Consider the following 20,647-nt stretch of genomic DNA (forward strand, 5'->3'; position numbering starts at 1 on the left):
AAGCGCTAACCCCACCTGCTGACAGATTCATGACAGTCAAAAGCCTGATCGCCTCCGTCACCCAACAGGAAGACCTCAACTTCCTGCTCACCAACCGCGTGCCGCGCGCCGCGCTGACCCGCTTCATGGGCTGGTTCTCCAAGATCGAGAACCCGCTGGTGAAGGATACGTCCATCGCGCTGTGGAAGCTGTTCTCTGACCTCGACCTCTCCGAGGCCAAAGAGAGCGAGTTCAAGAGCCTGCACGCTTGCTTCACGCGTGAGCTCAAGCCGGGCTTGAGGTCGTTCGATCCCGATCCCGCAATCGTGACGACGCCGTCCGACGGTATCATCGGCGCGCACGGCACGATCAGGGACGGCGAACTCTACCAGATCAAGGGCGCGCCCTATTCGCTGAAGGAGCTCGTCGCGGATCCCGCCGTGGTCGAGACCCATCGCAACGGCAGCTTCGTGACGATCCGGCTGACGTCGAGTATGTATCACCGCTTCCACGCGCCGGTGGACATGACGCTCGAGCATGTCAGCCTGATCCATGGCGACGTCTGGAACGTCAATCCGATTGCGCTGAAGCGTGTCGAGCGGCTGTTCTGCAAGAACGAGCGCGCGGTGATCCGCACGCATCTCGCGACAGGAGAGCCGTTCACGATCGTGCCGGTCGCCGCGATCCTGGTCGCGAGCATCCGCCTGCATGCGCTGGGTCGCGTGTTGAATGCGCAGACCGAACGGCCGCTCTCTTATGTCTGTAACAACGAGGTGAAGAAGGGCGACGAGCTCGGCTGGTTCGAGCACGGCTCGACCATCATCCTGCTCGCGCCCGGCGACTTCACCTTCGCTGCAGGCATCACCGAGGGCGCACGTGTCAGAGCAGGGCAGCCACTGTGGCGCAGGCGCGTCGCCGCCGGCTGAATGTGACATGTGCACGACGGCAATCTCGATTTCGCCGTTGCACGTCGCCATATCCTGGCGTTGAACTGGCGAATCGGCGGGTTGCAACCCGCAAGGCGTGGGAGAGGCGATGGCGAGAACGCCGATCATGGCGGCAGGCGGCATTGTGCTGCGGCGGGAGCAACCGCCGCGGATCGCGGTCGTGCGCCTGCGCAAGCGCGACGAATGGGTGCTGCCGAAAGGCAAGCTCGACGACGGCGAGACGCCGCGCGACGCGGCCAAGCGCGAGGTGCTGGAGGAGACCGGTCACAAGGTGACCGTGCATGAATTCCTCGGCACGCTCGTGCATGACACCGGCACGCGCTCCAAGGTCGTGCACTACTGGCGCATGGAGGCGACGGGCACGCAGACGCAGCCGCTGATGGACGACGTCCGCGCCGTTGATTGGCTGCCGCTCGATGCCGCGGTGGAGCGCCTGTCGCGCGATCACGAGAAGACGTTCCTGGAGACCGTCGGCCCTTATGCATTGGCCGGCCTGATCCGCAAGGTGAAGGCGAAGCCGGCGGCGGAGCCCAAAGCCGCTGTTGAAAAGGCTGCGGTTGAAAAGTCGGCTGAGGAGAAGCCGGCCACGGCCAAGAAGCGCCGCAGCCGCGCGACACCGCAGCCGGAGCCGTCCGAGCTGCCTGCCGCCTTGCCAGTCGCGGTCGAGCCGGTCCCGCAGGCTGTTGAGATGGTGGAGGCAATTCCGGAGATCGCAAGCGAACCGGCGCTCGATGCAAGCCGCGAGTTGGATCGTCCCGAGCCGGTTGTGGCCGGAGTGCCGCCGCAAACGGAGGCGGTGGCCGCGCCTGAGGCTGCGATGCCCGAGCGAGTGCCTGAGGATCTCGAACGCGTCGAGGCCGTCGCGGCGGCGATCAAATCGCTCGTGCCGGCGCCCGCCGAGAACAGCCGACCGACTGCGGATGCGCCAATGTCCGACGCGGAGTCTGAGTCGCAGGACAGTGCCCGCGGCGAAGCCGATGCTCCGGACGGCCGCGGCAGGCGCAGCCTGGCGCAGAAGATGCGGGCCTGGCTCGGCCGGGCGGCCTGAGCCTCGGCGCGCGGCGCGCAGCTGTTCCTGCTGTCCGCCACGCGAAAATTGCCGAGAACCATTCGCGCCATTGCGGGTTGATGCGGGTCCGTCAACGGAGACCCCGCATGAGCCCGTCGCGCGAGAGTGCCGCATCTCTCACCAAGCCTGCCCCGCTGTCCGTCACCTTGCGGATCAATGGCGAAAGCCGCACGCTGTCGGTGGCGCCCTGGACCACGCTGCTCGATCTCCTGCGCAATCATCTCGATCTCACCGGGACCAAGAAGGGCTGCGATCACGGCCAGTGCGGCGCCTGCACCGTGCTGATCGACGGCCGCCGTTCGCTGTCCTGCCTGACGCTCGCGGTGATGAAGGACGGCGCCGAGATCACCACGATCGAAGGGCTCGCCAAGGGCGACGAGCTGCATCCGCTGCAGCAGGCCTTCATCGATCACGACGCCTTCCAATGCGGCTATTGCACGCCGGGCCAGATCTGCTCGGCTGCCGGCCTGATCGCCGAGGGCAAAGCGAAGACCAAGGATGAGATCCGCGAGCTGATGAGCGGCAACATCTGCCGCTGCGGCGCCTATCCGAACATCGTCGGCGCAATCGAGCAGGCCATGACCAAGCAGGCCACGGGAGGTCGCCGATGAACAATTTCGACTACGCGCGCGCCAGCGACGTCGCGGAAGCCGTCAGGCTGAAGGCCGATACGCCCGATGCAAAATTCATCGCCGGCGGCACCAATCTGATCGACCTGATGAAGTACCACGTCGAGCAGCCGCGCCGGCTGATCGACATCAGCCGCCTGCCGCTGAATGCGGTGGAGGAGACCGCCGCCGGCGGCGTCAAGATCGGCGCGCTGGTGCCAAACAGCACGCTGGCCTATCACCCGGTCATAGAGAGCCGCTATCCGCTGCTGGCGAGCGCGATCCTCGCCGGCGCCTCGGCACAATTGCGCAACATGGCCTCGACCGGCGGCAATCTGCTGCAACGGACCCGCTGCGCCTATTTCTACGACGTCGCTACGCCCTGCAACAAGCGCACACCCGGTGATGGCTGCTCGGCGGTCGAGGGTCTCAACCGCAACCATGCGATCCTCGGCGCCAGCGCCTCCTGCATCGCGACGCATCCGTCCGACATGTGCGTGGCGCTGGCCGCGCTCGAAGCGACGGTTCACGTCGCTGGTGCCCAAGGCGAGCGCAGAATCGCGTTTGCCGATTTCCACCGGCTGCCCGGCGACCGGCCCGATTTCGACAACAATCTGCGCGCCGACGAGATCATCACCGCGATCGAACTGCCGGCGCAGGGCTTTGCCGCGAACCACAGCTATCTCAAGATCCGCGACCGGCTCTCCTACGCCTTCGCGCTGGTCTCCGTCGCCGCAGCGCTCGACATCGACAATGGCCGCATCCGCGAGGCGCGGTTTGCGCTCGGCGGCGTAGCCCACAAGCCATGGCGCAACGACGCAGCCGAGGCCGCGCTGCGCGGCCAGGCGCCTGACCGCGCGGCGTTCGAGCGCGCGGCGGACATGCTGCTCCAGGGCGCCAAGCCGCATCGGTACAACGCCTTCAAGCTCCCGCTCGCCCGCCGCGCCATCGTCAGAACCCTGACGCAGGCCGCGAGCGGCACGCCGCAGATCCAATCCATCAAGACCATCCGGTGATCTCATGACCGCTCACATCGGCACCGCCACCTCACGCGTCGACGGCCGCGCCAAGGTCACGGGTTCAGCCAAATACGCTGCCGAGTTTTCCGCGCCCGACCTTGCCTTCGGCGTCGTGGTCAGCTCCACGATTCCCAAAGGGCGCATCGTCAGCATCGACACCAGCCGTGCCCGTGCGGTCGACGGCGTGATCGATGTCCTGACCCATACCAACCGCGTCAAGATAGCTGACAAGGACGACGGCTACCGCGACGAGGTCGCGCCCGAGGACGGCTCGCCGTATCGCCCGCTTTACGACGATCGCGTGCATTTCAACTTCCAGCCGGTCGCGCTGGTCGTCGCCGAGGACGAGGATACCGCACGCTTCGCGGCGACGCTGGTCGACGTTCGCTACCACACGGAAGACTTTGCCACCGATCTGCATGCCAAGCGTGAGCAGGCGTTCAAGGTCGACAAGCCGGTGAAGCCGCGCGGCGACGCGACCAAGGCGCTTGCGGGAGCGCCCGTGCGCCACGATGCGGAGTATGGCGTGCCGATCGAGTATCACAATCCGATGGAGCTGTTCGGCTCGACGGTGTTGTGGAAGGACGGCGGCAAGCTCGTGGTCTACGACAAGACCCAGGGCGTGCAGAACGTGCAGCGCTATGTCTGCAGCGTGTTCGACCTCAAGGAGCACGACGTCCAGGTGATGTCGCCGTTCGTCGGTGGCGCGTTCGGCTCCGGCCTGCGGCCGCAATATCAGGTGGCGCTCGCGGCGATGGCCGCGCTGAAGCTGAGGCGCGCCGTGCGCGTGGTCCTGAGCCGCGCCCAGATGTACGCTCTGTGCTACCGCCCCGCGACGATCGAGCGGCTGGCGCTCGGCGCCAGTCAGGACGGTGCGCTCACGGCACTGACCCATGAGGCGATCGCGATGACCTCGCAGCACGAGTCGTTCTCGCGCAACGACATTGGCTGGGGCGAGGTGCTCTACACGTCCGAGACGTCGCGCGCCACGCACCGGCTCGCCAAGCTCGACGTGCCGACACCCGGCGACATGCGCGGGCCCGGCGCGGCCAGCGGCGTCTACGGCCTGGAATGCGCGATGGACGAGCTCGCCGTCGCGCTGAAGATGGATCCGCTGGAGCTGCGGCTGCGCTGCTACTCCGATCGCGACCAGGACAAGAACCTGCCGTTCTCCAGCAAGCGCCTGAAGGAGTGCTATCAGAAGGGCGCCGACGCCTTCGGCTGGGCGAAGCGCAGCGCCGAGCCGCGCTCGATGCGCGACGGTCGCGAGCTGGTCGGCTGGGGCATGGCGAGCGCCGCCTGGGAGGCGATGCAGATGCCCTTCGCCTCCCGCATCGTGATGACCGCCAACGGCCATGTCGAGGTCGCCAGCGCCACCTCGGACATCGGCACCGGCACCTACACGATCATGGCGCAGGTTGCCGCCGACATGCTCGGCGTGCCGCTCGACAGCATCACGGTGAAGCTCGGCGATTCAACCCTGCCGAAGGCGCCGGTCGAAGGCGGCTCATGGACCGCCGCCTCGATCTCGCACGCCATTGTCAATGCCGCTGACGACATCCGTGCCGAGCTGCTGACCATGGCGCAGGCCATGCCGAACTCGCCGCTCCAGGGGCTGACGTCAGACGAGGTGACCTTGGCCGACGGCGCCATCGTCGCGATCGCGGATCGCAGCCGCTCGGTGGCGATGTCGGATGTCATGCGCCACGGCGGCAAGGACCGCATCGAGAAGGAGCGCGGCGCGGATTTCGAAGAGGACGACAAGCACGCCCACAACACCCATTCGGCTGTCTTTGCCGAGGTGAAGATCGACGAGGAATTGGGCGTCATCCGCGTGACGCGCATCGTCAACGCGGTCGCCGCCGGCCGCATCCTCAACACCAAGACCGCGGCGAGCCAGATCATGGGCGGCGTGGTCATGGGCATCGGCATGGCGCTGCACGAGGAGGCCATGATCGATCATCGCTTCGGCCGCATCATGAACGCCAACGTCGCCGAGTATCACATGCCGGTGAACGCGGATGTCCACGACATCAAGGTGATCTTCGTCGAGGAGGAGGACCGCATCATCAACAAGATGGGCATCAAGGGCGTCGGCGAGATCGGCATCGTCGGCGTTCCCGCCGCGATCGCCAACGCGGTCTATCATGCGACAGGCAAGCGCGTGCGCGACCTGCCGATCACCTTGGACAAGCTGCTGGTGGAATGAGGACGGCGGGCGCCGTCGACTGTTCTGGTCGAAAAGCGCCCGCTGTGCCGAAGCGATCTCCGCGCAAGCCGAATGAGCCCGGCGACCGCGGTGCTCTGCCTGTGGGTTTGTTCGTCGTGGTCGTCCCACATCGCTCCATGCGATGCCGCCCCGGTCGCGAAGAGCCTTCATCGCCGTGCTGCCGCCTGGCTGCGCGGAAATGACGCCTTGTCTCTCGACGTGGTGGAGCGCAAGGTTCGCATGGCGATCCGCCGACTTGGCTGGCCGCTTTCGTTGATGCCGCCGCCGTTCTTCGACTTCCCCATCGAATTCGAGCCTGCCGCAATGGCGCCAGAGCGTAACCATGCCTGCCGCACTGTTTCCCTGGTTGGCGCCGTTCACCGATCATCTCTCCACGCTTCCGCCCTCAGCTCTCCGAATTCCCGGACCACAAGCAGGCGTCGCCAGCGGCGGGCGATGGTGAGCGAGCGCAGGACGGTCCCGGCATGGTCGATGGCAAGGTCAGGACTTTCGTCGGATCGTCTCGTCCCATGATCGGCCTCCGTCTCGGCGTGCTGTGCGCGTCCTTTGGCCTCGCCGGCTGCGCGACGGCGCCGATCACTCAGAGCGGGTCGCTGGCCTCCTATCAGGCGATGGCGGAATCCAACGGCATCCTCGCCAAGTCGCAGCTCAACATCGACAAGGACAAGGTGCTGGCGGCTTCGACCGTGCGCATCATGCCGACGTCGTTCTCGGGAGAGGCGGGCGCGGTCCTGAGCGAGGAGCAGCGGCGGCTGGTCGCCAATGCCGTCGATCGCGCGCTCTGCCTTAACTTGAGCGAACGCTTCACCGTCGTGCCGGCGAACGAGCGGGCGGATTTGACGACCCGCACCTTCATCACCCAGGCCACGGCGACCGACCCGGTCGCGGCCGGCGCATCCAAGGTCGTCTCCGCTGTTCCCGGCGCACTCGGCGTGCCCGTGCCGGTGCCGCGACTGCCGATCGGCCTCGGCAGTCTGACGATCGAAGCGGAAGCGCTCGACCGCAAGGGACGGCAGCAGGCCGCGATGGTGTGGGCGCGCGGCGCCAACTCCTTCACCAATTCGCCGGTGTTGTCGCAGGCCGGCGACGCCTATGATCTCGCGGGATCGTTCAGCGCCGACTTCGGCCAGATGCTGCTGACCGGCGAGACGCCGTTCGGCAAGCCGCCGAAGCTGCCCTCGATCGAGCGGATCGGCGCGGCACTCGGCGCCAAACCCAAGAATGCTGCGTGCGAGGCGTTCGGCAGGGACCCCGGACTCATCGGCATGGTCGCCAATCGCCTCGGCGCCCCGCCCGAATGGGTCGACAAGGGCGCAGTGCCGCAAGACGGCCAACCGGGCACGCAGGTCGCCAGGCGATAGAGGCCGAGCGGGCACGACCGGTGCGCCCCCCTCCCCCTTGCGGGGAGGGGTTGGGGGTGGGGGTCCACGAATCCCGCTCTTCGTTGGGCGCTTACGATCTGGCTCTCACGACGATCTCTGTGGCAAGCGAGTTGGCCGCCACACATTTCATCGCCCGGGGACCCCCACCCCCGACCCCTCCCCGCAAGGGGGAGGGGAGCGCGCTGCCGTCGTGGCGGGCAACTCGGCCTCATCGTCGAGGGAGAGTGCGACAGAGTTGGTGCAGCAGCGATCCGGAACTCATAACGACTGACTGCGGTGAGGCGCGCAACGATCAGCTTCGTTCCTCGATGGCGTCCGCGGTATGCGTCCCGTGCGCAATTGCGCACCAGGCCGGGACGGCAGTTTTGGATGCTGTGGGCAATCGGGCATAGGCACGCAGAGCGGTCCGGAGCTTGAGTGTGACCCGCCGCACGGAAGCGGGCGTGGGCGCCGTCTATCCTTCAACCATCGAACGGCAATGACGCCGGATCGAACGCTCAAAAGGATACGACCATGCTCCGCTCCATTCTCATCGCTTCCGCTGCCGTCCTGACGCTCGCTTCCTCGGGCGCCTATGCCGGCAACTCGTCCTCGATCGTGCAGAACGGCAACGGCAACGGCGCCGAGACCTTCCAGAAGGGCCGCAACAACGACAGCCAGATCATCCAGTACGGCAACGGCAACGGCGCCGGCGTGCATCAGATCGGCCGCAACAACAACGCCGGCATCGGCCAGAACGGCGACGGCAACTACGCCGGCGTGTGGCAGCGCCGCCGCTGATCGAGAAAGCGGAGCGGAAGGAAGCGAGCGGATCTCGCTTCCTGTCCGCTGAGCCAGACCTCGAACGCCCAGCCCACGACCTCAGTCCCGAACGACAGCCCCGACAAACCCAGCCCCCAAGGATGCGCCCCATGAGCAAGCTTCTGTTGATCGCAAGCGCCGCACTGGCGCTGATCTCCGCCCCGGCCTATGCCGGCGGCATCACCGCCTGCGTGCACGCCAAGACCCAGATCGGCAACGGCCTGAGCGACCACGTCACGCAGAACTGCCAGTACAACATGAACGGACAGGTGCAGGCCGGCAACGGCAACACCGCGAGTGCGCGCCAGACCGGCATGAACAACAGCTCGAATTCGACGCAGCTCGGCAACAACAACGCGACGCGCCTCGACCAGCGCGGCCGTGACAACAGCGCCGGCGCCATGCAGGTTGGCAACGCCAATCGCGTCCGGGTCAATCAGTGGTAACGGGCTTTTGCCCGCAGGCTCGAAACCGGACGGCGTTGGACGAGCTCTCGTCCAACGCTCGAATCCGTCAGGAGGGACAGATGAAGCTGAACCAGCGAAAAGCGTTGCTCGTGGCCGGTGCTCTGCTCGCCGGTCTCGTCGCCTTGTCGGTGCAGGCCGAGACGACGTCGATCAGGAACGGCAGCAATTCGGCGAGCGTGACCCAAAGCGGCGGCGCGGCGACGACCGACAAGAAGGTCGAGACACGCTCCGGCTATACAAGGATCGAACAGCACAGCGGCGGCAACTCGGCCACGATCGTGCAGCGATCGGGACCGGTCACACCGCCGACGACAGAGGCCGACCCCGGACAGAACTCCGCGGTGCCATCCACGCCGGTCGATCCCGATGCGATGGACGACGATGATGATCGCAAGTCCGCGTCGACGGAGCCGAACGTCTATCGCGAGGTCCGCAAGGGCGCCTCGCCGCAATCGCAGAAGACGCTCGACAAGCTGATAACGTCGATGGGCCTGCAGAAGAAGATGTGAGGTCGCGACGGAGCCGGCCTGATCCGCCAGGCTCCATCGCGCTTGTTCGACATCGCTCCTCCGGCAGCGACAGCCGTCACCGGCTGCCGCTGCGTTGTGGTGTCTACAGGCTATCGCATACTGAGGCCCGCAGCTGTGCCGGCGAACGATCCTGCCGATGAGTGTCACCGTCATGCCCGGGCTTGTCCCGGGCATCCACGTGGTTCTCAGCATGCCGAACGACGTGGATGGCCGGGACAAGCCCGGCCATGACGTTGTGGACACAGATGAGCGCAAAACTCCGATTGTCATGTGCAATAGCCCCGTACTCCCAGCGAGGTGTTTGAGGCGCGCTGGCAATTGGCTTTTTGCCTCACACGACCGCCGCGGATTATGGGTCCCGGATCGGCGCCTCGCCGCGCTGGCGCGCGTCGTGGCTTGTCCGGGACGACGGTGGTGGGCGAGGCGCGCATCTGTATCAACACCCTCGCCGTCGTCCCGGACGAGCTGCGCCAACGCGCCAGCGTTGGTGCAGCGCCGATCCGGGACCCATACCCCCAGGGAGCTGTTTGAGGCACGCTGGCGTTTGGCCTTTTGCCTCACACGACCGCCGCGGATTATGGGTCCCGGATCGGCGCCTCGCCGCGCTGGCGCGCGTCGTGGCTGGTCCGGGACGACAGCGGTGGGCGAGGCGGGTGGTCACGCGAAAGGGCCATGGAGAGCGCGAGTAGCAGAGTGTGACCTGCGGCACGGAAGCAGGCGTGGGCGCCGCGTAGTCTCCAACCATCGAACGGCAATGACGCGGTTCGAAACCGATCACAGGGAAAACGCCATGCTCCGCTCCATCCTCCTCGTCTCCGCTGCCGTCCTGACGCTCACCTCGGGCGCCTATGCCGGCAACTCGTCCTCGATCGTGCAGAACGGCAACGGCAACGGTGCCGAGACCTTCCAGAAGGGCCGCAACAACGACAGCCAGATCATCCAGTACGGCAACGGCAACGGTGCCGGCGTGCATCAGATCGGCCGCAACAACAACGCCGGCATCGGCCAGAACGGCGACGGCAACTACGCCGGTGTGTGGCAGCGTCGCCGTTGATCGGTGAGCGCGCGGCGGAAGGAAGCAGAACCGGTCCCCCGCTTCCTTCACGCCGACGCCGCAATCGAACGAGCAGGTGCCGTCATCGTTGACGGCATCTGCCGGGTCGCGAGGGCGGGAGCCGGGAGCTCACACCCGCTGCGATGTGACGAAAACCTACTCTCGCGCCAATGCCGTCGCCGGATCGAGCCGGGAGGCGCTGCGCGCCGGCATGTAGCCGAAGCCGATGCCGATCGCCATCGAGATGACGGCAGCGCCGGCCATCGCCAGTGGCGAATAGATCAGCTGGAAGCCGACATCGAGCGCATTGAAGACGGTGCCGAAGCCGATGGCCACGGTCAGGCCGAGCGCCCCGCCGAGCAGGCAGACCAGCACCGCTTCGATCAGGAACTGCATCAGGATGTCGCTGCGCCGCGCGCCGACCGCCATGCGCACGCCGATCTCGCCGACGCGTTCCGACACCGACACCAGCATGATGTTCATCACGCCGATGCCGCCGACCAGCAGCGAGATCACCGCAATCGCGGCGACCAGCAAGGTCAGCACCTGCGTGGTGCTCTCGACCGTCTTGCGGATGTCGTCGGTGTTGAGCACGAAGAAGTCCTTGGCGTTGTGCCGCGCCGTCAACAGCGCGGTGGCGGCGCGCTCGGCCTCCGCCATCGGCGTCGCTTCGTCGACGCGCAGGCTGATGCTGCGCAGGACCTGGTTGCCGAGGAAGCGGGCCTGCACCGTGGTGTAGGGCAAATAGACGATCGGCGTCGAGCTCGAGCCGAACCCCGCCTGCTGCTGCTTGGTGATGCCGACCACGCGGCAGGGCACCTTGCCGATCAGGATCACCCTGCCGAGCGGGCTGACATCGGCATCGGGAAACAGCGCCTTGCGCGCATTGTCGTCGATCACGGCGTCCTGGGCATAGGACCGCACGGTGTCGGCATCGAGATAGCCGCCTTCGGCGAGCTCGGTGTTCTTGACGCGGAAATACTGCTCGCCGACGCCGGAGATCTGCGCGCTGACCTCGATCGCGCCGAACCGCAAGGTGCTGGTGGTCGAGACCGTCGGCGAGATCGCATCGACATAGGGCTGCTGCGCCATCACCTTGGCGTCGGCGACCACCAGCGTCCGGATCTTGCCCGAGCGCGTGTCGCCGAAATCCTTGCCCGGAAAGAATTCGAGCGTGTTGGTGCCGAGGCGGTTGATGTTCTCCAGCACGCGTGCCTGCGAGCCGCGGCCGAGCGCGAGCACCAGCACGACGGAGGCGACGCCGATGATGATGCCGAGCATGGTCAGGAAGGCGCGCAGCCGGTGTGCGTTCATTGCGAGCAGCGCCATGCGGGCGGCTTCGCGCAGCCGATCGAGATGGCTGCGCCACCATGACCATGGCGGCAACGCGTGATCGTCCGGCACGACAGCAGAGGCCGGAGCGGAGGAGCGCGGATTGAGCCGGTCGGAGATGACGCAGCCGTCCTGGATCTCGATGATGCGCCGCGCGCGCTGGGCGACGCTCGTATCATGGGTGACGATGATGACCGTCCGGCCGGACGCGCTGATCTCGTCGAGGATGCGCAGTACCTCCTCGCCGCTGGCGCGGTCGAGCGCGCCGGTCGGCTCGTCCGCGAGGATCACGTCGGGATCGTTGACCAGGGCACGCGCGATCGACACTCTTTGCTGCTGGCCGCCGGACAACTGCCCCGGCTTGTGTCCGACGCGGCTGCCCATGCCGAGCCGTTGCAGCAGCGCCTCGGCCTTGCGGCGCCGGGTCGCGGACGACAGTCCCGAATACACCGCCGGCACCTCGGCATTCTCCGCGGCGGTCAGTTCGCCCAGCAGGTGATAGCGCTGGAAGATGAAGCCGAAATGTTCGCGGCGCAGCGCCGCGAGTTCGTCCGGGTCGAGCGAGTTCATCTCGCGTCCGGCGATCCGGTAGCTGCCGGAGGTCGGGCGATCGAGGCAGCCGAGAATGTTCATCAGTGTCGACTTGCCGGAGCCGGACTGGCCGACGATGGCGACCATCTCGCCGCGCGCGATTCTGATGTCGACGCCCCGCAGCGCGTGCACGGTGCTGTCGCCCGACGCGTAGCGCCGGCCGACATCGTGCAGATCGATCAGCGGCGCCGCCATCACATGCCTCCGCCCGGCGGTGGCGGCATCATTGTCTGTTTCGGCGCTTCGTCCGGGGTGGAGATCACGACGCGTTCGCCCTCGCGCAGGCCGGACGTCACCTCAGCCCTGATCTTGTTGTTGAGCCCGATGCGTACCGCGCGCTTCTGCACGCTCCCGGCCTCGTCGAGGACGCGCACGGCGTAGCTGCCGTCGGCGTTGGCGCTCCCAAGCGCGGAGGACGGGATCGTCGGCACCTTGCGGGCTTCGCCCAGCAGGATGTGGACCTCGGCGGTCATGTAGGTCATCAGCCGCCCGTCGGGATTGGCGATATCGAACACGCCGTTGTAGTAGATCGCCGACGACGTGGAGGACGAGGAGGAACTGCTGCTGCTGGACGTCGTGGTCGTGCTGGACGAGAAGCTCGAATCACTCTTGATGGACTCCGGCGCCGGCTCGATGCTCCGCAACGTCGCCTCGTAGCGCCGGTCGGGATCGCCGAGGATCGTGAAATAGACGTTCTGTCCGGGCTGCACCCGGACGACGTCGGCTTCGGAGATTTCGACGCGCACCGTCATCGTCTCGACCTGGCCGAGGACGACGATGGTCGGCGCCGACTGCACCGCATTGACGGTCTGGCCCTGCTGGGTGACGATCGAGAGCACGGTGCCGTCGATCGGCGCGGTGATCCTGGTGTAGCCGAGATTGACGCGCGCGGTCTCGATCGCGACCTCGGCCTCGACGATCTGCGCGTCGAGCTGCGCGATCTGCGCCTGAGTCTGCTTCACCGTCGCTTCGGCATTGTCGTAGTCCGCGCGCGACGACGCCTTCTGCGCCAGCGTCGCCTGCTGGCGCGCGAGGTTCGCCTCCGCGAGCGTCAGCGTCGCCAGTTTCTCGTCGCGCTGAGCACGCACATTGCGCAACGCGGCCTCGTTGGTGCGCAGCGTGTATTGCTGGGTCAGCGAGTCGATCTCGGCGATGAGATCGCCGGCCTTGACCCGTTCGCCGAGCTTGACGTTGAGCGCCACCAGCCGCCCCGAGGCCTGGGCGCCGACCGCCACCAGCTTGACCGGCTTCAGCGTACCGGTGGCCAAGACGGTCTGCTCGATGTCGCCGATCGTCACTGGCGCGGTCACCAGCTTGGTGTTGGAATTGGCCGTGTAGCGCGAGGCGAGCAGGGCGGCTGCTGCGGCGGCAGCGATCAGGCGGAGGATCAGCCATTTCCGCCCGCGTGCGCGTTTCGTCGGCGATGTGGGCGAGCCGCCGTCGTCGATCGTGACGGTGCGGGGCATCTGGGGCAAGGGTGCGTTCATCGGCTTACTTCGCAGTCACTGGGACATCACGGCGCAACTCAGCGGGGTTCGACGGCTTGAACGAGATGCGGACCTGTGCCGACGTCGACGATTTCAGGCTTGGAGCTGTCGAGCACGCCACCCCAGCCGCCGCCCAGCGCCTTGGCGAGCGCGACGTAGTCCTTCGCCAGGGTGGCCCGGCTGGCGAGCAGACTGTCCTCGGCCGTGAACTGCGAGCGCTCGGCGTCGAGCACGTCGAGGAACGTGCTGGAGCCGGTCTGGTACAGCGCGCGCGACAGCCGCGCGGCCTCGCCATAGCGTCGCGCCGATTCCCCGAGGCTGCGGATGCGAAGCCGTTCCTGGGCCAGGTTGACGATGGCGTTCTCGACGTCCTCCAGCGCGCTGAGCACGGCGCTGCGCCAGGCGACATGGTATTCGTCGCGCTGCGCCTCGGCGATCTCGACCGCCGCCTGCAGCTTGCCGCCGTTGAAGATCGGGATCGAGACGCTCGGTCCGATCGACCAGCCGATCGTCGAGTTCTTGCCGAGATCGCCGAGCTTCAGCGCGGTCGTCGACACGGTGCCGCTGAGGCTGACGTCCGGATACAGCGCGGCGGTCGCCTGGCCGATCTTCGCGGTGGACTGCGCGAGCTGCCGCTCCGCCTTGCGGACATCCGGACGCATCACCAGCACGTCGGCCGGGATGCCTTTCGGCAGCGGCAGGCGCGGCGCGGGGATCGGCGTGGAGCGGGACAGAAGCTGGCTGAGCGCGGTCGGATCGCGTCCGAGCAGCACGCCGAGCCGGTGCACGGCCTGCTGATAGCTGGCCTCATAGGTCGGGATCGTCGCCTCCGTGCTCGCGGCGAGCGCGCTCGCCTTGGCGGTGTCGACGGCCGAGGCCGAGCCCGCGCTCTGCTTGCGCTCCGTCAGCGCCGCGGTCTCGCGCTGCGAGGCCGCCGTGCGCCGCGCCAAGGCCGCGCGCGCCTGATAGGCGCGGGCATCGATGTAGTTGGAGCCGACGTCGCCGACCAAGGTCAGCAAGGTCGCGCGCAGATCGTCCTCGGCCGCATCGACGCCGTAGCTGGCCGCCTCGACCGCGCGGCGGTTGGCGCCGAACAGGTCGAGTTCCCAGCTCGCATCGAAGCCCGCCTGGTACTGGCTGTAGGTTGCCGGCGCGATGGCGATGCCGCTCGTCGACGAACCGCTGCTGCGGGTCTCAGTCGCCGCGCCGCTGCCGCTCACGCTCGGAAACAGCGCGCCGACGGCCTGGCGCTGCGTCGCCCGGGCCTCGCGGATGCGCGCCTTGGCGGCGGCGACGTCGAGATTGCCGGCGACGGCCTCGCCGATCAGTTGATCGAGCAGCGGATCGCCGAGATTGCGCCACCATTGCGCGAGCTTCAACGCCTGCGCCGGCCGATTGGTCTCGCTGCTCCAGCGCGCTGGCGTGCCGAAATCCGGTGTGATGTAGTCGGGGCCGACGGCGCAGCCGGCGAGCAGCGGAGGCAGGAGGCAGAGTGCGAGCAGGGCGGGCTTCACGGGGCTTTGGCATCGCGGTTCGGAAGACACCGCGCCGGCCGCGTCAGCCTTGTCGCAGGACTTTCCTGGTGATGTTTGTCTGGTGCCGAAAAGTCTTAGGCGGGCCGCCGGTTGCGCAGGGTTAAGTCGCGTGAAGAAATGTTTCCGCCTTAACAATACAGCTTGATTTCGCCACGATCGGGAGGCGCTTCGGGCTGTTCTTTACGGCCAAAATCGACCATGTTCTGCGCATGATGTCGTCACACAATACCGTCGTGGCCGCCGACGCCAACCTCGCGGCGCCGGCGCGCATCCTCTGCGTCGAGGACGATCGCGAGATCGCAGCGCTGCTGACCGAGCTGTTGCAGGAGCACGGCTTCGCGCCGCGCTTCGTCGCCTCCGCAGCCGCCATGCACGACGTCCTGCAGCGCGAGCAGGTCGATCTCATCATGCTCGACGTGATGCTGCCCGATGAGGACGGCCTGAGCATCTGCCGCAAGCTGCGCCAGATCTCGACCGTGCCGATCATCATGGTCACCGCGAAAGGCGAGGACATTGACCGCATCCTCGGCCTCGAGCTTGGCGCCGACGACTACGTCGTCAAGCCGTTCAATCCGCGCGAGCTGGTGGCGCGCATCCGCGCGCTGCTGCGTCGCTCGCAATTGCATCCGGCGGTGATCGCCGCGCGTCAGGCGCCGATGATCTTCGACGGCTGGCGCATCGAGCCCGCGACGCGCACGCTGTTCGATCCCGACCGCGTCAAGATCACGCTCACCAGCGCCGAGTTCGACATTCTCCTCGCATTCTGCCGAAACGCCGGGCGCGTGCTGTCGCGCGAGCAACTGATCGAGCAGGCGCATGGCGGCCAGGCCGGTCCGGTCGAGCGCAGCATCGACGTCCATATCAGCCGCATCCGTCAGAAGATCGAGCCCGGCGCCAGGAGCTGGTCGCTGATCAAGACCGTCCGGCTCGGCGGCTACGTGTTCACGCCAAAGGTCGAGACGCTCGATGAAGCCTGATCACAAGACCTGCAGCAACACGTTCCCGCGGCTCGGCCTCACCACGCAGATCGTGACCCTGGCGTCGCTGTCGGTGCTGTTCGGCATGGTCGTGATGATCGCGGCGGCGCTGTTGTTCCTCGATCCGCCCGACGAGCAGGAATCGCCGGCCTATGGCGTCGCACGCGTCGCCGAGGCCGTGCATTTCGTCCGCGCCGCCAACGATCCCGTTGCCGTCGAGAGCAGCCTCTCGAGTCTGCGCAGCTCCGGCATCCCCGTCGAACTGGTACCGCTGACCTCGCTCACGCTGCTGGCAAAGCCGGTGCGCCATGTGCCTTTGACCACGAAGCTCGCCCGCCGCCAGCTCGGTGTGCTGCGCGACATCACCTTGCTGCACGGTGTCAGCTATGGCGCGGCGCCGCCGACCCAGATCATCGTCCAGGTCGACGGCGAGCGCGCGCTGGTGTTCGACGACGTGCCGCGGCTCGACTTCTGGCCGATGGTGGTCAAGCCGACGATGGTGTTCCTGTTCCTCATCCTGATCCTCGGCGTGCTGCTGTCGATCTATGCGGCGCGGGCGATCATCCGCCCTCTGTCGGAGATGGCGCGCGCGGCGACTGCGTTTGGCCGCTCGCCGGGCGCCCAGGAGCCGCTCGGCCGGCGCGGGCCGAAGGAGATCGTACAGGTCGCCGACGCTCTGAACGAGATGCAGGCGCGGATCCGCGCGCTGCTCGACGACCGCACGCGGATGCTGGCGGCGATCAGCCACGATCTGCGCACGCCGCTGACGCGGCTGCGGCTGCGCTCGGATCGGATCGGGCAGGTCGAGATGCGCGCGGCGATGCAGCGCGACATCGACCAGGTCAGCCGCATGCTCGACGAGACGCTCGATTACTTGCGCGACGACACCAAGGCCGAGCAGCCGGCGCGCATCGAGCTCGCGAGCCTGTTGGAGACGATCTGCTGCGACTTCGCCGATGTCGGCCACGCCGTCAGCTTCGAGGGACCGCCGCGGCTGGTGTGCGAGGGCCGGCCGCGGGCGCTGTCGCGCGCGGTGACAAACGTCGTCGAGAACGCCGTCAAGCACGGCACGCAGGTCGTGGTCAGCCTGGATATGACGATCGAGGGCGTGATCGCGATCGAGGTCGCCGATGACGGCCCGGGCATTCCGCAGGCGCTGCAGGCGCGTGCGCTGGAGCCGTTCGTCAAGCTCGACCAGGCGCGATCGGCCGGCGGCTTCGGCCTCGGCCTGTCGATCGCGCAGGAGATCATGAAGAAGCACGAGGGCGGCATCGCCCTGATGCCGAACACGCCGCGCGGCCTGCGCGTGCGGCTGTCACTGCCGTCGCAAAGCGCGGTGCCGGCTGTGATGCCCGCCAAGGTCGCCTGAGCGCAACAAACAAAAAGGCCCCGCCGGCGAACCGGCGAGGCCTTGCGCGTGGGCTGAACGAGGGACCGGCGTCAGCTCACGCGTTTCCAGGTCTGGCCGCCGCAGAACAGCCCGCCGAAGGCGCAGCCCTGCACGCGCAGAGTGGTCGGGTTCTTGAGCACGATCGTCGAGTCGTAGTTGCCGCCGCCGTCGGGATCGTGGATGCGGCCGACCCATTTGCTGTCCTTCGGCTTCATGTTGATCAGGATCTTCTCGCGCGTCTTCTCGGCAAAGCCGCAGATGTTGGGACCGCACGGCTCGATCACGACATTGCCCTTGCCGGCCTCGGTGGCCCACACGCCGAGCGGCGAGTTCGGGTCCGCGGCCGGCGCCGGTGCGGGCTGAACAGCCGCGGGTGCGGCAGCCACGGTGGTCGGTACGGGAGCAGGGGCGGCGGGCTGCGGCTGGGCCACTGGAGCAGGCGCGGCGGCCGTGACCGGGGCGGGCGCCACCGGCATCTGGACGGTCGGAGCGGGAGCGGCTGCAACGGGCGCCGGCGGCGTCACGACCGGTGCGGCGGCGACAGGCGCAGCAACCGGCGCAGGGGCGGTGACCGCGGGCGCTGTCGCGACGGGGGCCGGCGTTGGCGCCGCCGGAGCGGTTGCGGCCGGCGCCGTGCTCGTGGCGGGCGTGTCATCATCGTCGAGCTTGGATTTCAGCCCGCTGAGATCGATGCCGGAGACCTGCAGGCACGACAGCGACTGGCAGTTGCGCGGGACGGTGACGCGGATCTTGCGGCCGTCGAAATCGAACGCGATCGAGCTGCCAGCCTGCGCGGCGCTGCTCGCGATCAGAACGGCGGCTGCGGCCAGAAAGACGGTCTTCATGATGAGCTCCCTCGGGGCGGCGTCGTGAACCTGAGGGAACTCTTAAGGGGCTGAGACCCGCCAATCTGTGACGCAGGTCACCGTCGCGTCCGCCGAGCGGGCGACGCCGGCCGGACGCGCGCGCGTCACGCGCTGCGGCTCCTAGACCAGCCCGATCACGATTGCGCCAACGAAGGCAAACGCAGCATACGCGACCATCGTGCTCCACCGACCGGCAGGGGTCATGACACGGCTCCCGTTCTCAGCGTTTTCGGACTGCGGCGGAGATTAACCTGTCTGCATCGGCAGAAAAGACAGCGGCGCTGTCGCTTGCGCAGGTTTCGATCAGCTCGCGCGCCACGATGGTTTCCGCGCCGTGAACAGACGACGTTGACAGCTCCTTAAGCAAATTGCCGCAAACCTCTGCACATGACGCGCGGAGTTCGTTTGTATCTCGTCGGCTCCATCGTCCTTGTTTCGCTTGCGGGTTGCGGCCGTGGATTCTTCCAGGAGCGCGAGCCGTGGCGGGCCGAGGCCGAGATCGCCTGCCTGAAATCAGGAGCGGTGAAGGAGAGCGCGGACATCGTCCGCATCGATCCGATCTCCGGCCCCGGCATGTGCGGCGCCGACTATCCGTTGAAGGTGGCGGCGCTCGGCGAAGCGACCGCGAGCTATGGCTTCGCCGACGAGAGCCTGCGTCCGCCGGGATCGATCGGCGGCCAGCCGCGCTGGCCGATCAACAAGCAGCCGCAAAACTATCCGTCGTCGACCTATCAGCCGCAGCCGGTCTATCCGCCGTCGAATGCCGGCTATCCCGCGGCATCGGCGCAGCCGGGCTATGGCGCAGCGCCAGGCGCGCCGCTGCAACTCGAGCCGCCCGCCGGCGAGGACGACGTCAACCTGCCGGCCGACAGGTCGTATCCCGCCGCGCCGTATCGGAGCCAGCCGGCGCCGCGCACCGCCTACCCGCAGCAGGAGCCGCCGCCGCGGCTCGGGCCTTCGCGCGATCCGGTCGGCACAGTCGGTCCGGTGGCGGTGAAGCCGACCGCGACGCTCGCCTGTCCGATCGTCTCGGCGCTTGATCGCTGGCTCGCGGAATCGGTGCAGCCGGCCGCGCAGCGCTGGTTCGGCCAGCGCGTGGTCGAGATCAAGCAGATCTCGGCCTATTCCTGCCGCGGCATGAACGGCAATCCGAGCGCGCACATCTCCGAGCACGCCTTCGGCAACGCGCTCGACATCTCGGCCTTCATCCTCTCGGACGGCCGCCGCATCACCGTCAAGGACGGCTGGATCGGTCTGCCGGAAGAGCAGGGCTTTCTGCGCGACATCCAGGGCGGGGCCTGCCAGCAGTTCACCACAGTGCTCGCGCCGGGCTCGAACGTCTATCACTACGATCACATCCACGTGGACCTGATGCGCCGCGCTAGCCGCCGGCTGATCTGCCAGCCTGCCGCGCAATCCGGCGAGACGGTTGCCGCCCGCGCCCAGCAGCGCCGCTACGGCTACGGCCAGCGCGATCCCGACGTGACCAGCTCGATCGCCTCGCGCAAGCAGCCCAAGTCGATCGGGCAGTTGATCAACGAGGAAGACGAGTACCGGGATTACTGAGAGGCGAGTGGCGAATAGGGATCTCCCGTCCTCGCTCTTGCGGCCCTATTCGCTACTCGCCATTCCCCTTCCTGTGCGCCGCTGTGGATTTCTCGCGCCTCGGTCAGGCGCAAAGCCGTGCATGTCCCGCTCCGGCACGTCATCGTCACCAGCGCGAGATCAGGGTTAACGGTCCGTTCACCATCCCATTCGTCCGCCATTGGCCGACACTAGACCTGCCACACTCGCCAGGAACAAGGCGCGCGGGGTTCTGGTTTGCTGCCGGAGTGGGAGTGGTGGAGATGGCATCGTATCGCATCAGGGCGATTGGCGCGGGCTTCGAGGTCAGCACCGAGGAGCATCCCGTGCTGGTGTGCCGCTCGCTAAAGACCGCCCGCCGCGCCGTGGCCGATGCCGAGCGACTGGCGCTGCTGCCGCCGAAGCCGATCCCGTGGCGGGTGCAGCCGGAGAGGGAGGCCTGCGACGACTTCAGCGGGGACGATCTCGAGTTCGAGATCGCTATCGTCGCGGACGGCCCGCCGTTGTGCGGGTGACGAGCTGCGGGCTTGTATGGTCTCGCCTGGTTAGCTGCCCTCTAGCAGCGAGCGCGGTGCGCTCCCTCTCCCCGTTCTTTACGGGGAGAGGGCTGGGGTGAGGGGCAGCCACACGGACGGAGCAAGTAATGAGTTCAATTCCCGCCATCCTAAGTCTTCGGTGATGCAGTTGTCTTGCTTCGGCTTGGCAAAGACTGTTGGAGACCGCCATTCACACCGCCCGTGCCGCCGCCCCTCACCCCGACCCTCTCCCCGTGAAGAACGGGGAGAGGGAGCGCACCGCC

At 67.3% G+C, this 20,647-nt stretch carries 18 protein-coding genes; 14 read left to right on the forward strand and 4 right to left on the reverse strand.

Going from position 1 to position 20,647, the window contains the following annotated elements; all coding sequences use genetic code 11:
• The first annotated feature begins 29 nt into the window (after nt 1-29).
• The 10 genes from asd to ACQR0Z_RS07240 all read left to right on the forward strand — a co-directional run bounded on the left by asd (nt 30) and on the right by ACQR0Z_RS07240 (nt 10,086).
• A complete protein-coding gene (asd, locus tag ACQR0Z_RS07195) occupies nt 30-905 on the forward strand; it encodes an archaetidylserine decarboxylase (protein WP_434918173.1) in 876 nt (291 codons plus the stop codon).
• A 109-nt stretch (nt 906-1,014) separates the two neighbouring features.
• On the forward strand, nt 1,015-1,974 hold the full coding sequence (locus ACQR0Z_RS07200) for an NUDIX domain-containing protein (RefSeq protein WP_434879497.1): 960 nt from the start codon (nt 1,015-1,017) through the stop codon (nt 1,972-1,974).
• A 107-nt stretch (nt 1,975-2,081) separates the two neighbouring features.
• Complete coding sequence (locus ACQR0Z_RS07205; protein WP_434860611.1) at nt 2,082-2,606, forward strand: (2Fe-2S)-binding protein; 525 nt, start codon at nt 2,082-2,084, stop codon at nt 2,604-2,606.
• Entirely contained in the window at nt 2,603-3,619 is a 1,017-nt protein-coding gene (locus ACQR0Z_RS07210) for an FAD binding domain-containing protein (protein WP_434860612.1), read from the forward strand. Before ACQR0Z_RS07205 ends, ACQR0Z_RS07210 begins: the two co-directional genes overlap by 4 nt.
• A 4-nt stretch (nt 3,620-3,623) precedes the next feature.
• Nucleotides 3,624-5,831: a xanthine dehydrogenase family protein molybdopterin-binding subunit gene (locus ACQR0Z_RS07215; RefSeq protein ID WP_434918174.1), complete on the forward strand. Its 2,208-nt coding sequence runs from the start codon at nt 3,624-3,626 to the stop codon at nt 5,829-5,831.
• 530 nt (nt 5,832-6,361) lie between these two features.
• Nucleotides 6,362-7,213: a DUF3313 domain-containing protein gene (locus ACQR0Z_RS07220; RefSeq protein ID WP_434918175.1), complete on the forward strand. Its 852-nt coding sequence runs from the start codon at nt 6,362-6,364 to the stop codon at nt 7,211-7,213.
• A 534-nt stretch (nt 7,214-7,747) separates the two neighbouring features.
• Complete coding sequence (locus tag ACQR0Z_RS07225; RefSeq protein WP_434860615.1) at nt 7,748-8,014, forward strand: hypothetical protein; 267 nt, start codon at nt 7,748-7,750, stop codon at nt 8,012-8,014.
• A gap of 131 nt (nt 8,015-8,145) precedes the next feature.
• The gene (locus tag ACQR0Z_RS07230; RefSeq protein ID WP_434860616.1) at nt 8,146-8,481 is read left to right on the forward strand and encodes a hypothetical protein; all 336 of its coding nucleotides are present in this window, start codon (nt 8,146-8,148) and stop codon (nt 8,479-8,481) included.
• A gap of 80 nt (nt 8,482-8,561) precedes the next feature.
• A complete protein-coding gene (locus ACQR0Z_RS07235) occupies nt 8,562-9,011 on the forward strand; it encodes a hypothetical protein (RefSeq protein ID WP_434918176.1) in 450 nt (149 codons plus the stop codon).
• Nucleotides 9,012-9,822: 811 nt separating this feature from the next.
• Nucleotides 9,823-10,086, forward strand: a complete 264-nt coding sequence (locus ACQR0Z_RS07240; protein WP_434880121.1) for a hypothetical protein — start codon at nt 9,823-9,825, stop codon at nt 10,084-10,086.
• Between the two features lie 156 nt (nt 10,087-10,242).
• On the opposite strand, the gene ACQR0Z_RS07245 is transcribed toward ACQR0Z_RS07240, so the two are convergent.
• The 3 genes from ACQR0Z_RS07245 to ACQR0Z_RS07255 are packed head-to-tail and all read right to left on the reverse strand — an operon-like array spanning nt 10,243 to nt 15,010.
• Nucleotides 10,243-12,204 (reverse strand): MacB family efflux pump subunit, encoded by a 1,962-nt coding sequence (locus ACQR0Z_RS07245; protein ID WP_434918177.1) that lies wholly within the window; start codon nt 12,202-12,204, stop codon nt 10,243-10,245.
• The gene (locus ACQR0Z_RS07250; protein ID WP_434918178.1) at nt 12,204-13,496 is read right to left on the reverse strand and encodes an efflux RND transporter periplasmic adaptor subunit; all 1,293 of its coding nucleotides are present in this window, start codon (nt 13,494-13,496) and stop codon (nt 12,204-12,206) included. Before ACQR0Z_RS07250 ends, ACQR0Z_RS07245 begins: the two co-directional genes overlap by 1 nt.
• 38 nt (nt 13,497-13,534) lie before the next feature.
• Nucleotides 13,535-15,010, reverse strand: coding sequence for an efflux transporter outer membrane subunit (locus ACQR0Z_RS07255; RefSeq protein WP_434918179.1), 1,476 nt, complete (start codon nt 15,008-15,010; stop codon nt 13,535-13,537).
• Between the two features lie 230 nt (nt 15,011-15,240).
• Between ACQR0Z_RS07255 and ACQR0Z_RS07260 the strand changes: the two genes are divergently transcribed.
• Together ACQR0Z_RS07260 and ACQR0Z_RS07265 are read left to right on the forward strand one after the other, a co-directional pair.
• Nucleotides 15,241-16,008, forward strand: a complete 768-nt coding sequence (locus tag ACQR0Z_RS07260) for a response regulator (protein ID WP_434880125.1) — start codon at nt 15,241-15,243, stop codon at nt 16,006-16,008.
• Entirely contained in the window at nt 15,998-17,377 is a 1,380-nt protein-coding gene (locus ACQR0Z_RS07265) for an ATP-binding protein (protein ID WP_434918180.1), read from the forward strand. The genes ACQR0Z_RS07260 and ACQR0Z_RS07265 overlap by 11 nt, the downstream gene beginning before the upstream one ends.
• A 71-nt stretch (nt 17,378-17,448) precedes the next feature.
• Here the strand turns inward: ACQR0Z_RS07265 and ACQR0Z_RS07270 are convergent, their stop codons facing one another.
• Entirely contained in the window at nt 17,449-18,243 is a 795-nt protein-coding gene (locus ACQR0Z_RS07270) for a DUF2147 domain-containing protein (RefSeq protein WP_434918181.1), read from the reverse strand.
• 408 nt (nt 18,244-18,651) lie between these two features.
• Between ACQR0Z_RS07270 and ACQR0Z_RS07275 the strand changes: the two genes are divergently transcribed.
• Both ACQR0Z_RS07275 and ACQR0Z_RS07280 read left to right on the forward strand, forming a co-directional pair.
• A complete protein-coding gene (locus tag ACQR0Z_RS07275) occupies nt 18,652-19,830 on the forward strand; it encodes an extensin family protein (protein ID WP_434918182.1) in 1,179 nt (392 codons plus the stop codon).
• A 281-nt stretch (nt 19,831-20,111) separates the two neighbouring features.
• Complete coding sequence (locus tag ACQR0Z_RS07280) at nt 20,112-20,363, forward strand: hypothetical protein (protein ID WP_434860626.1); 252 nt, start codon at nt 20,112-20,114, stop codon at nt 20,361-20,363.
• Nucleotides 20,364-20,647: the final 284 nt, after the last annotated feature.

The sequence above is a fragment of the Bradyrhizobium sp. HKCCYLS3077 genome, assembly GCF_051167555.1.
In the GTDB taxonomy this organism is placed as follows: Bacteria; Pseudomonadota; Alphaproteobacteria; order Rhizobiales; family Xanthobacteraceae; genus Bradyrhizobium.